Here is a 17,789-nt window from a genome sequence, read left to right as displayed (position 1 = left end):
ACAAGAAATGCGTGAAGCCGTGTTTGAGTATATCGAAGTGGATTACAATCGAACCCGTCTTCACAGCGCAAATGGATATCTCAGCCCAGAGAGTTATGAAGTATCGAAAGTCGCTTAATGACGTGTCTAATCTTTGTGGGCAGGATCAGAAGAAGTCGTAGGATTGGCCAAGTAGGCTGCTTGCATATTGAGTTTAACGTTTCTGTCTTTACATATTTTCAGAGCTTGCGTAAGAACTCCAGACCCGCCCAACTGTGAAATCCAAGCAACCTTTTGACGCTTTTTCTGCGCCTTAATCATTGCATCGGCAAGAATAGTCGCACTCTCATTCAATCGCTCTGATTTGGTCGCGTTAAACGCTTCCCTTGGGTGAAACAATCCACCTATGGAGCCCTTACCAGGCGTAAACATCAAGTTAAAACCGAGTTCAGATAGGTTTGGATAGTTGTAAGGACTTGCAGCAATATGCGTGACAACCTCCTTTGCAGCCTCAGCAGGAGTGTGATTCAGATCAGCAACACCAGCAATAATCCAGTCCATTTTATTAGCTGATTGGGCTTTAACAAACCCAGGTTGGCGCATTTTCTTGCCGTTATCTGCAACTTCTTTCTGGCTTAAAAAAGAGGATGTCCACATATCCTCCCTGCCTTTGCGAACAAAGTGAAGGCCAGGCTTCTTAGCTTCTTCCTGCTTCTGGAAATAGTCGAAGTCTACCTCAAGGGCATAAATGTTGTATTCCCCGCTTGGCGTACAAACAATAGTGGCTGAGCAGCCAGGTAAAACCATGCGATAGTTAGCATACCCACCTGCCCTCAGCTTTTCATGAGTGTATACTTGCTTACTATTATTAACACCTGCAGTTAGTTGCTCAATCTCTCTAACTATAAAAGTCGCCCAGTAGTTACCTCTTTTAGCTTGCTCCAGTAACTTGTTAAAAGTAACAGCAACAGAGCCATGAGCTAAAACAAGTTTACCCCTTCCAGCTTGGCCAATACGTTGTGCAGTCAGATTAACAGCTTGATTCATTCTTAATCCCTAAAATTCCGTGATCGTGTTGAAAGATAAATTATTCAGCCCGGCGGGTCCCAATTCCAACAAGTTAGGCAGGGTAACCATTGGCGTAACGCCAGGGGCAACGTTATGTGGCGGCGGTAGTATTTGTTAGCGATGGCAGACGTTCTTTATTGTTACAAAACTTAACGGATGAGAGTTTTAGGCTCAACCCACCATCAGACCTATTCCTTTTGACCTACTCCATATTTTGGTAATTACTACGTCTTTACGAATGGCCCTTTATTCAACCTAAGCCATTGTATTGGCGTGTTTTTCATGCGTCTTAAAAAGCGAATTTTCAGTTATGCTGAATCTCTTAATCAAGAGTAAAAAGTTGTGAAATAAACAGTCTCGCACCTCAGTACCCCTTCTAGCATTAGCCAAAGAAGGTCGAGCGATGCTGCGATAGCTTTAAACCAAACGCTTTGACCATAGCCACGCGGTATAAAGCGCTAGTTTTAGAGAAAAGCCGTCATCTAATTTCGAAAAATTTTTATTCAACCCAACCATCAACACGTCGGTCATCATGGTTCACTAACAAGCATATGAGTTCGTATTTTTCATGAATATTTTGTAGCTACTCCGTAGATCGGTGGTCGCACACCGGATTGCTCCTGCTCCCAAGTTATCACTGATAAATAACTCTTCTTACCAGCAAGCATCTTTATCCCGATCTCCCTGCAAAGTGAAAATTTCGAACTATACTAAAACTCCCTGGCAGCGCTTCGGGTTAGCGGCGCGCTCATTCATGGACGCGTTTACTCAGTGCAGTCATCGGCAGACGCGTCTTGGACGATAACAAGAAACGCCTGGAGCAGGCATATGGAAACCTTAGACTGCATCGCCTTCAGCTCTTCATCACAGCATCATTCTGAGTTCAGCCGGATTCTACCTGAGCTGGGCTACCGACCTCAGTTTGTGTCCGGCGACGTCTGGCTGAATCGCCCTCAGCCTTGCTCCAATGCTATTACTCTGTTTTTGCTGGGCGCCCAGCCGTATCCCAAAGACGCCATCCTCGCCGCCCTGACGCCGGAACAGCGCGGCAGAAGTCTGTGCGTGTACAGCTCCGACGCGGGAGAGTGGGACGCGGATTTCATGCAGCGTTTCGATGAGTTTGTGCGCTGGCCCTGTCATAAGGCGGAACTGGCCTTGCGACTGGATCGTCTACGCCATCGGGAAGGTGCTGAAGCAGATACCCATGACTCCCATCAGGAAGCTGCTTTATGGGAACAGTTCGATGCGCTGAATATGATCGGTCGCTCCGCCGCGTTCACCGCTACGTTGCGACTGATAGCCCGTATTGCGCGCTGCGATGCGCCAGTGTTGATCGAAGGCGAAACCGGCACCGGTAAGGAGATGGCGGCGCGGGCGATTCATTATCTGGGCGAGCGCCGACAGTTTCCGTTTATCCCTATTAATTGCGGAGCCTTACCAGAGCAATTACTGGAAAATGAGTTATTCGGCCACGCCAAGGGCGCTTTCACTGACGCCAAGAGCGCACAGCCGGGATTGATCGAACTAGCCAACCGGGGAACCCTTTTTCTCGACGAAATAGACAGCCTGTCCGCCAAAGCCCAAGTCGCCCTGCTCCGTTTTCTGCAAACCCGAGAATATCGCCCACTGGGCTGCGCAGGATACCGTACTGCGGATATCCGCGTTATCGCCGCCACCAACGCCAACCTGGCGCAGCAAGTAGCGCAGGGAGAGTTTCGAGAAGACCTGTTCTTTCGCCTTCATATCCTGACCCTGACCATGCCAGCCCTGCGGGGTCGCGAAGAAGACATTGAGCTGCTGTCCCGGTATATGTTGCAACGCTTCAGTCAACAATACCGTCGTTCTGAGAAACAGCTCAACATGGCGACCTTACAGGCGCTGAAGTCTTATTCCTGGCCGGGAAATGTGAGAGAGCTGGAGAATCTTCTGCAACGGGAATACCTGCTCAGCGACAATGCGGAGCTGCAATTTTCTCTGCCTTCGTCGCCAAACGCCATTTCCCCCCAGTTTGACGTCAGCTTCGAAGCTCAATCCTTTAATGACGCCAAAAGCGCCGTGGTTCGGCGTTTCGAGAGCGACTATCTGAACTGGTTGATGGAGACCACGCGTGGAAACATCAGTGAAGCAGCGCGCCGGTCAGGTAAAGAGCGGCGCGCCCTGGGGAAAATGATCAAAAAACATGGCATCGACAAAGCCCGCTTCAGAATCTCGTCTACAAAAGACAAGGCCTGAGACTTACTTGCGCCTCGTATCGCGCTTCTTCTTCCTGAGGTCTTTCCAACCCACGCTCCAAGGCGTGTTCAACCATTCAAGAAAGCGTCCCATCACGCCTGAAGGACGTTTGGGCGAAAATTCCGGCTGAGTAGCTTGCTTAGCGCTCGGCTTCTTGTTTTTTTCTGGAGGATGCGGCGGCGCTTCGCGACTTTTGACTGCTTGCTCTTTTTCTTGCGCAGACTCCTTCTCTTCTGCGGTCTTCGTCACCGCACCCGGCCGCGGCGTTTCCAACTCGATTTCTTCGATTGGCGTGGGCAAATCCGCCAGGCTTTTACCCGCTTGAATATGCTCCAGATTATCCATCAGAGCAGTATCCACAGCTTCCAGCACCTGCCGCTGCATCCCCGTACAGGTGGGATTACTCAACATGACGCCAATATCCTCGTGCATGCTGACAATCTGTTCTTCCGCTTGCTTGCGGCAACTCTTCTCCTGCTCGCAAACCCGACTCAAACGCCGCTTGATATCCTCAACGGGAAGGCTGATTTTCAGTGGCGCAATTTTCACCCCGCGCCGTTCCAACAAAACCCGCATGGCGATGGAGGTGCGCGCATAACGACTGAAAGCACCTACTACAAGGTTGATTTCTTCAAACTTTTCGTCAATCGCCTCCTCAGCGTCCACCAACTGCAAGGCCATTTCTGTCACTCGACCCAGGTTGCTTTGCACGTGGTCGTCCAGGTTACCCAGGCGAACTTTCACCTCAGAGTCGGGCAGGTTGCGGACTTTACGTCCCAGTGATTCAAATGATTTCAACGCAGAGGTGGACAGCGTCATCTTCTTCGCGCCCAACTGCAGCACTGCCTGGAAGCTCTGGCGTAGCTTTTCCAGGGAAGACGTCGCTCTTACCAAGCGCAATAACGCGGACCGCTTTTTCTCCAGGACAGAAATCTGTTTGGTGATGGAAGCGGAGCCGGAGGTCGTGGATTCAGTCACACAGTGTCCCGAATATCAGTTTTTATGAGTGGTCCTGCAAACGGCATAGCAGTTTAGGCACGACGTATAACCGGACGCGAAAGTCATCGCCAGGAAATGCTCAACGCTTTCTTTTTCCGACAATTATCAGTTTAGACCACAGCCAAAATGACGCGAGGTCGCCGCGAAGACCATTCGCTCGGGCCCGGCGGCGCTACACACAGGAGTCTGTCAAAGTAGTTTTATAAATATGTAATAAAAATGAACCGCTTGCACTTGCGCCAAACAGCGACTATTTGTCTATAGTTATACGATGAGATGCGGCGCTCTCAACCAGCATGGAATTTTTACTTTTCTCAAGGCGGGAGTCATGACAGGAAACCAGTCCACCCGGCTTATTCTGGTGGTCGAAGATAGCATGGATGATTATGCCGCCATGCAGCGCGCCTTCACCAAAGCGGGATTGATCAACCCCATCGTCCATTGTCAGTTGGGGGAGGAAGCGCTGGACTACCTGTTTGCGCGCAACCGTTTCAAGGACAGAGGCGAACTGCCGGCGTTGATCCTGTTAGACCTGAACCTTCCCGGCATTGACGGCTTCGAAGTGCTGAAGCAAGTCAAAGGCGACCCTGAATTACGCCGCATTCCCGTGATCGTACTCACTACATCCAGCGATGAAAGGGATATCGCCCGCTGTTACCTCTCTGGCGCGAACACCTACGTCTGCAAACCGGTCGATCTATCCGGTTTGATTCGAGCAGTTGGCGAGCTCAAGCAGTATTGGTTTGAAATTGCAGTTCTACCACGCGGCAACGAGGCATGAATGGAATGCGCGGCGACACATCCCTGTTAATCATTGAAGACTCCGCCGACGATCGCTATTTATACCGAAGACTACTGGCCAAATATCAAGAACCTTTCTCCAGTATCGAAGAAGTGGAAAGCGCGGAAGAGGCGCTGGAACTCCTGCAGCACCATCGACCGATTTGCTGCTTGCTGGATTATCAACTCCCAGGCATGGATGGTCTGACGTTCCTGCGCAAGCTAAAGAAGCTGTGGATCGACGACATGATCCCGGTGGTGGTGCTGACTGGTCAGGGAGACGAGTCCATCGCCGTGCAACTGATGCGCAATGGCGCTCATGATTATCTGGTGAAAGGCGACCTGACCGCCGAGTCGCTGCATCGCGCTATCGGCAACGCCGTGCGCACCTGCAGTCTGCAGCATCAATTGAATTACATGGCGCACTTCGACGCGCTGACCGGACTTTTGAACCGGGCGCTGTTTCTTGACCGTCTGCAGCTGGCGATCAAGAAAGCCGAACGCAATAGCCATGAATGCAGCCTGTTCTATTTAGACCTGGACCATTTCAAACCCGTCAACGATTCCCTGGGTCACGACGCTGGCGACACCCTGTTACAGGCCGTCGCCGGCCGGATCAAATCGGTTGTGCGGGAAACCGACAGCGTAGCCCGCATCGGCGGCGACGAATTTGTGGTGCTGCTGGAGAATGTCGACGTCAATATTACCCGCAGCGTTGCGGAAAAACTGTTGGAAGAAGTCAACCGGCCCACGCATATCGCTGAACATGAGGTGGCCGTCAGCTCCTCTATTGGCATCGCCCGCTATCCCGCCACGGCGAAAACTGCACAGGAGCTGCTGAAGCATGCAGATCTTGCACTCTACGCCGCCAAGGGGCGTGGACGCTCTACATACCATGAGTTTTCCCAGTCGCAGAAGGAAATCTGGCAACGCAAACAAGCGCTGGAAGCGGCTTTGCCCAGAGCGATTGCGAAGGGAGAACTTCAGCCCTACTTCCAGCCCATTGTCGATATTCCCGGTGAATGCCTGCGCGGGTTTGAACTGCTGAGTCGCTGGCCAAAGCCGGATTATCCCAATATCCAGGCCATGGAGCTGATCCAGATGGTGGAAAGCCTGGGATTGATGGAGCCCTTCAATGAATGGCTGATCGACGAAGTCTGTCGTAAGGCGGTGCTTTGGACGAAGGAGTTCCCAGAGATTTCTCTGTCCATCAACATGCCCGCCAACCAGTTCCATAACAGTTATTTGGTGGACATGTTTCGCAACAAGCTAAGCCGTTACCCTATCGAGCCCTCGGTTATCGAACTGGAGATCACTGAGACAACGCTGATGCGGCAGCCTGACGCAAGCATTCGCCTGCTCAATAATTTGCATGAGCTGGGTCTGCGCATCGCCGTAGACGATTTTGGCACCGGTTACAGCTCCCTGGCCTATCTCACCCGTCTGCCCATCGACATTTTGAAAATCGACAAGTGCTTCTTTCTGGAAGCGCAGCACGATGAACGCAACAAGAAAGTCATTGAAACCGTCGTCGCACTGGGACACCACCTGGGACTGAAAGTGACCGCGGAAGGAATTGAAAGCGATAAGCAATGGAATGACGCCAAAAAATCGCGATGCGACCTGGCGCAAGGCTATTTGTTCGGCAAGCCAACGCCCTGCGAAAACCAGTCTTTAAAAGAATTCATGGAACACTTCCCGCGTATTCAGCGAAAGGGCTGAAATCCTCCTGAATACGCCTTTCAGCGTTTATGGAGTAAACCAGCAATGTCAATCATCGACCGGCTTCTCTCCGGCGACTATATGCCTCATGGTCACTGCCTGCTCTGGCAATATGACCTGCTGATCATGCATGTGGGATCAGACCTGATTATCGCCGTCTCCTATTTCAGTATTCCCCTGGCCCTGCTGTTTTTCATTTACCGCAAGCGGCAGTTTGAACTGAATTGGACCCTCGCGCTGTTCGCCTGCTTCATCCTGTTTTGCGGCATGACCCACGTCATGGAAATCGTCAACGTCTGGAACGGGTACTACTACGCGGAAGGCACCATCAAGGTCGCGACAGCGCTGGTTTCCGCCATTACCGCCATCGTCGTTTGGCCTCTCTTGCCCAAGATCACCCAGCTCCCCTCTTTCAATGAATTGCGCGAACTGACAGATAGTTTGCAGAACAAACTGGCGTTGAGCAGTTTGCGCAGTGACGAACTCACCCAAGTGAAAGCCTATCTGGAGGAACAGGTGGCGCAGCGCACGGAGGAGTTACAAAATCTCAACCGCCGCCTGGAGCGCGAGAATATTGAGCGTCGTCTGGCGGAAGAGCGCGCCAACACCATCAGCAACGCCGTCGGTTACGGCCTGGTAGTGGTCAACAGTGATGGCCTGATCCAGTCCTTTAATTCCGTCCTGACAGAAATGTTGGGGTATGCCAAAGATGAACTGAAGCAGCAACCGATCGAGCTGTTATTGCCGGAGAGTATCCGCCACCAGCACCAAATCCAGCGCAACGCCTACTTGAAACGCCCTGAAACCCGGAAAATGGGCGTAGGCCGGGACTTGTGGGCGCGACATAAAAATGGCGGTCAGATCCCCGTGGAAGTCGGCCTGACCGCTGTCCATGAGCATGACAGCCATACCATTATCGCCACGGTCATCGACATCACTGAACGCAAGCGCATGCAGGAGCAAATCGAACAGGCGCACCAGAAATACATCCGTGAAACCAACGAGATCCAAAAAGCGCTGAAAGAAAGCGAGGCGAAATTTCGCACTATCGCAGAAACCCTGCCCGGCGTGGTCTGGATGTCAGCCCCCGGACTCGACCGCATCTACTTCATCAACCGTCGCTACGAGGAAATCTGGGGACGCAGTTGCCAGTCACTGTATGAGAACCCCAGGGGCTTTATCGACGCGATCGTGCCGGAAGACCGCGACCGTATCCTTAAGGGTCTGGAACGGCACAAACAGGGCGAATGGTCCCACAGCTACCGCATCATCGACGCCTGGGGCTCCCTGCGCTATATCGAAGACAAAGGTCACGGCGTATTGGACGACGATGGAAGACTCATTTGCCTGATCGGTATGGCTGCGGACGTTACCGAGCAGATCAAGCATAAAGAAGCGTTACTGCGCTCCAATCAGGAATTGGATGACTTCGCCTATATTGCGTCACATGACCTGAAAGAGCCGCTGCGCGGCATCAGCAACTACGCCTCATTCCTGATTGAGGATTACCAGGACCGGCTGGATGACAGCGTCCGTCAAATGCTGCAGAGCCTGGTGCGTCTGACCAGTCGCATGGAGCGTCTGATAACCGAGTTACTACATTACTCCCGTCTGGGCAGAACCGATCTCTCCATAGAGAGCTGCAACCTCAACACCGTGGTCACCGAAGTGATCGAAACGCTGGAGCCGCGCCTGAATGAGCTGGCCGTCAACTGCCGCATCGCCAACAAACTGCCGGAAATAAAATGCGATCGCGTCAGAGTCGCGGAGGTGTTCCGCAACCTTATCACCAACTCAATGAAGTATAACGACAAAGAGGAAAAGTGGATCACGGTGGGCAGCTTCGAGGAAAACGCCCAGCACATCTTTTACGTCAAGGACAACGGCATCGGCATCAGCTCCAATCTGTATGAGAAAATCTTCAAGATCTTCAAACGCCTGCACCCTCAGGACAAATACGGCGGCACCGGCGTCGGTCTGACCATCGTGAAGAAAATCGTAGAGCGACATGGCGGTCGAATCTGGCTGGATTCCTCCAGCGGCGAAGGCACCACGTTCTACTTCACCCTGGATAGTCAGAGCTAACCTTAACGCAGTTCACAAAAACGCGCGCTCTCACCCGTTCGGGTGAAATGAACGACGTTTATTTATGGAATACTTTGTCAGGTCCTCCCCGTTGAAGGAGTGCGTTAGCGCGGAAGGATCACACACAAAACAAAAATAACATGACAAGGATACTCCCCATGAACGTCACGTTACGATCCGTTCTGTTATGGACCCTGTTAGCGCTCGGCTGGTCCAGTCTCGCCAGCGCCAATATCTGCGTCAATTTCGACCTCCCTGATCACGCCGATTATCGCTTTAACGACAACATCAAGGTCACCGCCCACGACGGTCTTTCTCTCGACGCCAACCTGTTCATCCCCAATACGCCGCCGCCGGCGAGCGGCTACCCTACGGTGATTTTTATCAACAGCTGGGTACTGGACGAGCATGAATATTTTCTGCAAGCGGCCAAATACGCGGAAAGAGGTTATCAGGCTCTGAGCTACAGTTCCCGGGGCTGGGGCTGTTCCGAGGGCATGGTGGATGTAGCCGGCCCCAACGATATGGCGGACCTGTCAGCCATGGTGGATTGGCTGTTGGCCAACACCCAGGCCGATCCCAACGCTATCGGCGTCACCGGCATTTCCTACGGCTCGGGCATCAGTCTGTTGGGGCTGGCTCACGAGCCGCGCATCAAAACCGCCGTCGCGATGAGCACCTGGGGGGATCTGGTGGAGTCGCTGTACGCGCAGCAAACGCCACGTTTGTTCTGGGGCTTTTTCCTGGTGTCCAGCGGCCTGATCACCGCCAATATGGACCCAGCTATCGCGCAGAAATACCGCAATCTGGTGCAGCATAAAAATATCCCGGAAACCATGGCCTGGGGCTACGAACGTTCACCCTCCCGCGTCGTGGATCAGATCAACGCCCGCCAGGCGCCGGTGTATCTGGCCAACAGCTTTGGCGATAACCTGTTCCAGCCTAACAATCTGCTGCGCTTCTTCGAACAGCTCAGCGGGCCCAAGCGTTTGGACCTGAACCAGGGCACGCACGCGTCTGCAGAAGGCCTCGGCTTGCTTGGCATTCCCAACTACACCTGGGATAACGCAAGAGACTGGTTTGACTATTGGTTGAAAGGCGAAGATACCGGCATCATGGCGCGGCCTCCTCTGACTATGCTGACCGACCTCAAACACAAGCGGGAAGAATACGCCGCGTGGCCCATCCCCGGCGCGCAAACACGCACGCTGTATATGCATCCCAGAGGACTGCTCAGCAACGGGGGCTTATCAAACGCTCAATATGATTCCTGGTTGCCCCGCACCAACACGATCTATTCCGGGCTCGATTCCGGCGCCAGCACCGGCATTCCCCTTTTGTCCGCGCTATTGGATGGTCTGGGCCTGCCAGTTTACGCCTCCATGCCGCTGATTAATCGCGTTCACGGCATCGTCTATCAAAGCGGCGCGCTGTCGGAAATGCTGAAAATCCGTGGGATGGCGAAAATACATCTGAATATCGAACCCAGCTACAACAAGGTGCAGTTAAATGCCTATCTGTATGACGTTGATGCGCTGGGCGTTGGCAAACTGATTACCCATGCGCCGACTACGCTGCACGACGCCGCTCCCTGGCGGGATCAGAGTCTGGACATGGAGTTGACGGCGGCGGCTTACGACGTTCCCACAGGACATCGCATCGCCATTGCCTTCGACACCTTCGATATTCTTTACGGCCCGCCGACGTTGACGCCTTACGCCGTCAGCTTCCGGCATAGCAGCGCCGCACAGTCCTACCTGGAGTTGCCGGAAGCGCCCTGAGGCCGCTCACGTCTTTCGCGAACGCATCCGGCCCTCATGGGGCCGGATGCGCAAAAACATCCGCAAATTTCCTACACGATTCCATAGGCCTCGCCTACACTTTCCTAATTAAAAATAAAATTGGCCCGCCAGCGGTAGCTGCTGAAGTCTTGGTCACGGCCGCGATCCAATCGCATTGACAGCTGTAACAACCTCAAGAAAAAGGCAAGGTACGCAACATGACGCTCAGACTCCGATCACTCCTCTGCTCCACGCTTTTTTTGCTACTCAATTGCATCGCTTCACACTCCCTCGCCGCCACTGCAGTAAACGATTCCTACATCGTCGACCCAGGGGGCGGGCAGGAAAAGCTGGTCGTCACCTACAACGACACTATCGATATCAGCACTCAGGAGGCGATCAATGCAGCCAAGATTACCAGCGTATCTGCACTGAGCAACAGTTCAGCGGGTAGCGTGGCGATCGATACTGACGATAACCTCTCTGTTAACCTGGTGCCTAATCCTTCATTTTCAGGCACCGTCACGTTCACCTACACGCTGCAGGATATTCGGGGCACAAGCACCGCCACTGTGACGGTCGACCTGACAGTAGAGGCTGGCAGCTTACAAGCGGTGAACGATAAATATCTGGCGGGACGAGAAGCCATCACCATCTTCCCTCTGGAAAACGACGTCAAACCCAGCGGCAATCCATCGGAGTTCACCATTGATACGCCAGAGCAAGGCTCCATCACCCAACTGAGCGGCATCAGCGGACTTTACAAATACACGCCTCCCAGCGACTTAACTGAACCAACCGACGTCGTACTCAACTACACCGTCACCTACGAAGGCGTCGGCAGCAGCACCGCTACCGTGACCATCTCCGTCGATCCCGATTCAGAACCGCTATTGGCGGGCGCGAAAGATGAGGAGCAAGAGCAGCTTGCCGGGGTGCTGCAAGCCGCCTGCGACGCCAACTCCGCCGGCATTGTCAGAGAGACGGACGCCACCTTCCAGGCCACCTGTAATGCTCTCACCGCGTTGAGCGATTCGGAAAGAGCGGATGCGCTGGAACAAATTCTGCTGCGCCAGATTGGCGCACAGGCTGGCGCCATGAAAGAAGCCGCTGCGTCACAGGTAAAAAGCCTGGGCGACCGTCTCAGCAATCTACGCAACGGATCAACCGGTTTGAGCCTGGTAGGGCTACGCACGGAAGTACAAGGCCAGAATTTCAGCGTCGGCAAGTTATTGGGCGTCACAGGAACCGGCGGCGCCGCTGGGGATGACGAGTCTATGTTCGCTGACAATCGCCTGGGCGTATTCTTAAGCGGCTCTTTGATATTTGGCGACGCTGACGCACACGGCGATCAGCGCGCATACGATTATGACGCGCAACAACTGCTCGCCGGCGTTGACTATCGCTTCACCAACAAACTGATTCTCGGTATTTCCGCCGGGTACACCACGACAGACAGCGAAGAAAACAACTCCGTCACCAAGCTGGAAACCGATACCTGGAACCTTGCCTTCTACGGTAACTATTATCCACGGGACAATTGGTATTTTGACTGGATCGCCGGTTACGGCGGCGTCTCGATCGACTCAACCCGCGCCGTCAACTTTCCTGGCGTCACCTCGACCTCCAAAGGCGATACCGACGGCGACCAATGGAACGCCGCTATGGGGACCGGCATCAATTATCAGGTTCAGCAATGGCAGGTCGACGCCTTCCTCAATATTGAATACCGCACCGTTAATGTGGACGCTTACAGCGAAAGCAATGACGCAGGTTTGGGCCTGGACGTGATGGAATACTCTACAGACCTCATGACCGGCACCCTTGGCGCACGGGTCAGTCAAGCGTTGAGCTACAACTTCGGCGTGCTGATTCCACAACTGGAGTTGGCGTTCGTGAACGAGTTGAAAAACGATCCCACCGAAATCAAAGCGCAATTATCGATTTTCCCTGAAGCAGGTTCGTTCAAGCTGCAAACCGAGGAAGCGGATAAAACTTATATGAACGCAGGTCTATCGCTCACCGGCGTTTTCAAAAGCGGCACATCCGCCTACGTTCGCTACGGAACCGACTTCGCCCGCGACAACCTGTCCACCGATGTCTGGCAGGCGGGCGTGCGTATGGAGCTGGGCGGTCCGCAAGCAGAAAGCGGCGTATTCCATACTCTTGAAGGACAATCCATCGCCCCGGGCATTATGTTAGGCACCCTGGGCGCAGGCATCAGCGTCACTATTCCACTGCATGACTTGAGCTGGAATATGCGCGGCATGGTCAACGGCTTCTCACACTCCGTTGATCGCTCCCTGGACGATGTGGACTACGATATTGATATCGATCTGGAGTCATACGGCCTCATCATGGACTGGCACCCCTTCGAAGGCGGCTTCCGCGTCAGCGGCGGTTTGTTCTCCAACCGCAATGAATTCACTGGTACCGCGACCCCAACAGAAAATGTGGAAATCGGGGACTTTACCTTTACCCCCGAACAAGTCGGCACTCTGCACGCCAAGATCGATTATGATCGCGCCATTTCGCCTTATCTGGGCATTGGCTGGGGCAATGCCGTAGCGCCGACCAAAGGATGGGGATTTAACGCAGATCTGGGCATATTGTTCACCGACACCGCCCAGGCGCACCTGTCGGCGGATAGCCCCGCCGCAGAAGCCAACCCCGCGCTGAAAGCACAGTTGGAGAGTGAATTGGCGAAAGAAGAGGCCAATATCAATAACGATGACCTGGATAACGCCAAATACTGGCCCGTCATCGCTATTGGCGTCTCGTATCAATTCTAGTCCGCGTCCGATCTAACTCCGGCGACGCGCCCGCCAGCGCGTCGTCGCGTCAATGGACAGGAGGAGGAAGTCTCCTTGACAAGTTCAGCCCCGCCAACTGAACTTTCCATAAACGCCAATGATCAATCGGCCGTCTCGGCGGCGGCCAGCAACGCATTAAAAAAGGATGGCGAACATCAGACCTCAATCCGGCAACGCATTTTGGGCCTCCGTCGCCCCTCTGTTCAGACGCCGCCTACTTGCCGCCTGGGGTGTGTTGATCGCCAGTTTGGCCATGGTGGTTCTGGCCGCCGGCGTTATTCGCAACCAGGAGCAACTCAGCGCAGAGCGACAGTTTCAACTCTATGTCGATGAAGTCTCCTCTCTCATCACCCAGCGCATGCGCGATCATGAGCAGATCCTGCTCGGCGGCGGCGCGTTGTTCAAAGCCAGCAATGAAGTAAGACGCGACGAGTGGCGCACCTATATCGAAAGCCTCAACCTGAACAAGAACTATCCAGGCATTCTCGGCGTCGGCTACTCCGTCGTCATCCCCAGGCATCAACTCGCCCAACATATCGCAACCGTAAGAGCTGAAGGATTTCCCAACTATGTCGTCAAACCTCAGGGCGACCGGGAAATTTACTCAGCTATTATTTATCTGGAGCCTTTTCTGGGACGCAACCTGGCCGCATTCGGCTACGACATGATGTCCGAGGAAACTCGCGCCGCCGCTATGCGACAAGCGGCGTCATCAGCGGAAACCGCCTTGTCCGGGAAAGTTACGCTGGTGCAGGAGACCCATGGGAAGGTGCAGTCCGGATTTCTCATGTACGTGCCTATCTACGCCAAAGGCGTGATCCCGGAAACGGAACAGGCGCGCTGGCGCGCCTTGCAAGGCTTCGTATACAGCCCCTATCGCATTGACGACTTAATGGCCGGCATCCTTGGGCCGCGCCGCTTACAGATTTCATTTCGTATCTACGACAACAACACCATCAGTGACGAAACGCTGATGTTCGAAACGGAGGAAAACGATTTTCACACAGGGCTACAGGAGATTGAAGGGACGCCTCCTCCCCGCTATACCGCCTCGCGTACGCTGACTTTCTATCAACATGACTGGACGGTTGTGTTTGAGAACACGCCAGCGTTTGAGGCCAACGCGATCACGCATCTGGACAAATTGGTGGTGGGACTCGGCGGTGTGGTCAGTCTGTTGTTGACGCTATTAGTCTGGTTCCTGTCATTCCGGCGGGAGCAGGCGTTGGAACTGGCCAAGCGCATGACGCAAACCATCCGCGACAACGAGACCCGCCTGCGCCAGAGCGAAGAGCGCTACCAGTTGGCGGTGCGCGGGTCCAATGACGGGATCTGGGACTGGAACCTGGAAACCGGCCACATGTATTACGCTCCTCGCTTCCAGGCTCTGCTCGGCTATGAGGAAGGCAGCTTCAGCAACACCTTCACTGAGTTTGAGCAGAAAATTCATCCCCAGGACAAAAACCCGGTTCTGCAGGCCATCAAGGCGCATCTGGAGAGCGAGTCGCCTTATGACATCATGCATCGATTGCTGACCCGCTCCGGTGAATGGCGCTGGTTCCGCTCCCGGGGCGCCGCCATTCGCAACAAAGAGAATGTCGCCATCAGAATGGCCGGCTCGATCTCCGACATCCACCAGCAAAAAATGGCGGAAGCGGAGGCGGAAGAACATGCACAGCATACCCAGGCGATTCTGAATAATATCAACGACGGCATCATCACCGTGGATGAGATTGGCTTCATCGCTTCCTTCAATCGGGCGGCGGAGCGCATATTCCACTACAACGCGGATTCCGTCATCGGCTACAACCTTAAACGATTATTCGCCAACTATTCCGACGATGACGCCTCGGAAACCATGTCTGACTATCTATCCGCCTCCATACGCAGCGACGCCAGCGGCGAAGAACATGAAATAGAGGGCGTACGCCAGAACGGCGAGCGCTTTCCCGTGGGCATATCCGTGTCGGAAGTACACCGCAGATCGGAACGTTTGTTTATTGTGGTGGTGCGCGACATTACCGAGCGCAAACGCGTCGATCGCATGAAAAATGAGTTTATCTCCACTGTCAGCCATGAACTGCGCACCCCACTGACCTCCATCACCGGGGCGCTCAGCCTCCTGTTGAACGGCGCAGTGGGCCAGCCGACGGAAGAATTCGCCCGTTTTCTGCAAATCGCCTACAAAAACAGTCAGCGACTCGCCCTGTTGATCAATGACTTGTTAGATATGGAGAAAATCACTGCTGGCGGCGTGAAATATAGCTTTTCCGTCGAACCCGTGATGCCGTTGGTGGAACAATCCATTGACACCAATCTGGTTTATGGCCAGCAGCATGAGGTGGAGTATCAGATCACCCACCGTGAAGACGGAAGTCTCGTGAACGTTGATCCATTGAGGTTTCAGCAAATATTGGCCAACTTTCTCTCCAACGCCGCCAAATTCTCTCCGCAGGGTTCAACCGTGAACATCTCGGTGCAGCGTCGGGAGAACTACGTGCGCATCTCCGTCACAGACCGCGGTCCCGGCATTCCGCCAGAGTTTTATACCCGCATCTTCAAGAAATTTTCCCAGGCGGACTCCTCCGATCGCCGACAAAAAGGCGGCACCGGGCTGGGCCTGTTTATCTCCAGAGAATTGGCCAAGGGCATGCATGGACGGATTGATTTCGAATCTGAAGTCGGCAAAGGCGCGACTTTTTATGTGGAGCTGCCCCTGGCGTCCGGCTCGGTCCAGGGCGCTATCGCGCCCGAACCGGAGGAAGCCTGAGCTACTTTCTCAGCTGCGTCGCCAGCTTCGATAATTGCTCGGAGCTGGGAAACAATTGACTCCCGGTGGTAGCTTCAGCCAAAGCCATCTGCGATTCACCCTGATCCCGCAACTCATCAATGCGAGTCACCAAATCGTGCTCCAGAGTCTTCAGCCCCTCTTGCGCCACCTGGTTAGTGGGATCAATCTCAAGCACAATTTTATAGGCGTCGTAGGCGCTGGAGCCGGAAGGGGTCACCAACCGTCCCTGCAAGCGATGGACTTTGGCCACCTTGAGCAACCGTTCAATCTTGGCGGAAATTTCCGGATTCAGGCTTTGCACTTCAGTGCTGGCGGGACGTACAGGATTGTCAGTATTTGCAGTTGACGCATTTTGAGGCGTTGAGCCGTTTTGGGCGCTATCAGGGTTACTATTGCTATTGTTATCAGCATGCGCTTGAGCGCCGTTGTCGGATTGCCTGGAAATCGCTTCCGTTCCATTAACACTGCTCGGGACCAATTTAGTCGTCTCAGCGGGAGGCGTTACGCCATTCTGCCCCACCGAAGGCATCAAAACGTAAAGCAACCCTGCCGCCGCCACCGCCAGCAAACCACCGACGCCCGCGAACATAGGGCCCTTGATATTACCGCTTTTTTTACCTTCCGCCGCCTGCATCAATCCTTGAATAAAATCTTCCGCAGACTGGTAGCGTTTCTCTGGACTCTTCTCCAGGGCTTTTACGACAACCGCGTCATAATGCTTGGACAAAGTCGGTATCAACATTGAGGGCAGTTCGGGTTTCGCGTGCAGAATCTTCTGCATGATCGCTGTCGGCGAGTTGGCGTTAAAACAATGCTCATTGGTCAACAGCTGATAAAAAATAATACCAGCAGCGAACAAATCCGAGCGCGCGTCTACCGGCAGGCCCTGACACTGTTCAGGAGACATATACCTGGGAGAGCCGATAATGGTCCCCACCCGGGTCAGCTCGGAAGACTCCAGCTTGGCGACGCCAAAGTCGGCGATTTTCGCAACGCCATTCTTGGTAATAAAGATGTTGGCGGGCTTCAGGTCACGGTGAATGATGCCATGTTCATGGATATGACCGAGACCGGAAAGCACGTCCGTCATGATCTTCAGGGTCTTGTCGATGGGAAAGCGCTGTCCGTCGTCGAGCGCGCTTTTCAGCTCATACCCCTCTACATACTCCATGACGAAAAACGGCGCGCCATCCTGATCGCCAGCGTCGAATACATTAATCACATTAGGGTGGGATATCTTGCCCGCCGCCCGCATCTCGTTACGAAAACGTTCGCGGAATTCACCTGTCACGTCCGCGCCCAACAACTCCGGCAGCAATACCTTGACGGCGACGATGCGTTCAAAATCAGGGTCAAAACACTGATACACCACCCCCATGGCGCCGCGCCCCAGTTCGCGCTGCACCTTGTATTTGCCGAAATACTGAGAGTCCATTGAGGCGGGATCGAAAATTTGCGTATCAGACATCGTTCAATTACTGTCCAGCGCTATCAATTAATTCAAAGGGTTAGGTCCGCTTGTCCAAGCACTTCGCCTGC

Annotated in this window: 11 protein-coding genes; 8 read left to right on the top strand and 3 right to left on the bottom strand. The window is 53.8% G+C overall.

Translation table 11 applies throughout. The features are described 5' to 3' along the window. Positions 1–118, top strand: a 118-nt coding sequence (locus tag KP814_RS25975; RefSeq protein WP_216739517.1) for an IS3 family transposase, incomplete at its 5' end; no start/stop codon positions are given. An 8-nt stretch (positions 119–126) separates the two neighbouring features. Here KP814_RS25975 and KP814_RS25970 read toward each other — a convergent pair. Next, positions 127–1,026 (bottom strand): hypothetical protein, encoded by a 900-nt coding sequence (locus KP814_RS25970; protein WP_216739516.1) that lies wholly within the window; start codon positions 1,024–1,026, stop codon positions 127–129. Between the two features lie 849 nt (positions 1,027–1,875). On the opposite strand from KP814_RS25970, the gene KP814_RS25965 reads away from it, so the two are divergent. After that, the gene (locus KP814_RS25965; RefSeq protein ID WP_216739515.1) at positions 1,876–3,279 is read left to right on the top strand and encodes a sigma-54-dependent Fis family transcriptional regulator; all 1,404 of its coding nucleotides are present in this window, start codon (positions 1,876–1,878) and stop codon (positions 3,277–3,279) included. Positions 3,280–3,282: 3 nt separating this feature from the next. On the opposite strand, the gene KP814_RS25960 is transcribed toward KP814_RS25965, so the two are convergent. After that, entirely contained in the window at positions 3,283–4,257 is a 975-nt protein-coding gene (locus tag KP814_RS25960) for a hypothetical protein (protein WP_216739514.1), read from the bottom strand. A 349-nt stretch (positions 4,258–4,606) separates the two neighbouring features. Between KP814_RS25960 and KP814_RS25955 the strand changes: the two genes are divergently transcribed. From KP814_RS25955 to KP814_RS25930, 6 genes are all read left to right on the top strand, one after another. Further along, positions 4,607–5,059: a response regulator gene (locus tag KP814_RS25955; protein ID WP_127971738.1), complete on the top strand. Its 453-nt coding sequence runs from the start codon at positions 4,607–4,609 to the stop codon at positions 5,057–5,059. Continuing rightward, a complete protein-coding gene (locus tag KP814_RS25950) occupies positions 5,056–6,780 on the top strand; it encodes a GGDEF domain-containing response regulator (protein WP_216739513.1) in 1,725 nt (574 codons plus the stop codon). The genes KP814_RS25955 and KP814_RS25950 overlap by 4 nt, the downstream gene beginning before the upstream one ends. Positions 6,781–6,825: 45 nt before the next feature. Then, positions 6,826–8,865, top strand: coding sequence for a PAS domain S-box protein (locus KP814_RS25945; protein WP_216739512.1), 2,040 nt, complete (start codon positions 6,826–6,828; stop codon positions 8,863–8,865). 158 nt (positions 8,866–9,023) lie between these two features. Continuing rightward, complete coding sequence (locus KP814_RS25940; protein WP_216739511.1) at positions 9,024–10,646, top strand: CocE/NonD family hydrolase; 1,623 nt, start codon at positions 9,024–9,026, stop codon at positions 10,644–10,646. A 218-nt stretch (positions 10,647–10,864) separates the two neighbouring features. Next, complete coding sequence (locus KP814_RS25935) at positions 10,865–13,438, top strand: autotransporter domain-containing protein (RefSeq protein ID WP_216739510.1); 2,574 nt, start codon at positions 10,865–10,867, stop codon at positions 13,436–13,438. Positions 13,439–13,604: 166 nt separating this feature from the next. Beyond that, entirely contained in the window at positions 13,605–16,229 is a 2,625-nt protein-coding gene (locus KP814_RS25930) for a CHASE domain-containing protein (protein WP_216739509.1), read from the top strand. A 1-nt stretch (position 16,230) separates the two neighbouring features. Here the strand turns inward: KP814_RS25930 and KP814_RS25925 are convergent, their stop codons facing one another. Next, positions 16,231–17,718 (bottom strand): serine/threonine-protein kinase, encoded by a 1,488-nt coding sequence (locus tag KP814_RS25925; protein ID WP_216739508.1) that lies wholly within the window; start codon positions 17,716–17,718, stop codon positions 16,231–16,233. Positions 17,719–17,789: the final 71 nt, after the last annotated feature.

This window comes from Hahella sp. HN01, assembly GCF_018986435.1.
In the GTDB taxonomy this organism is placed as follows: domain Bacteria; phylum Pseudomonadota; class Gammaproteobacteria; order Pseudomonadales; family Oleiphilaceae; genus Hahella.
Note: the sequence above shows the minus strand (reverse complement) of the source record. Positions and strands in the feature narration are given on the sequence as shown.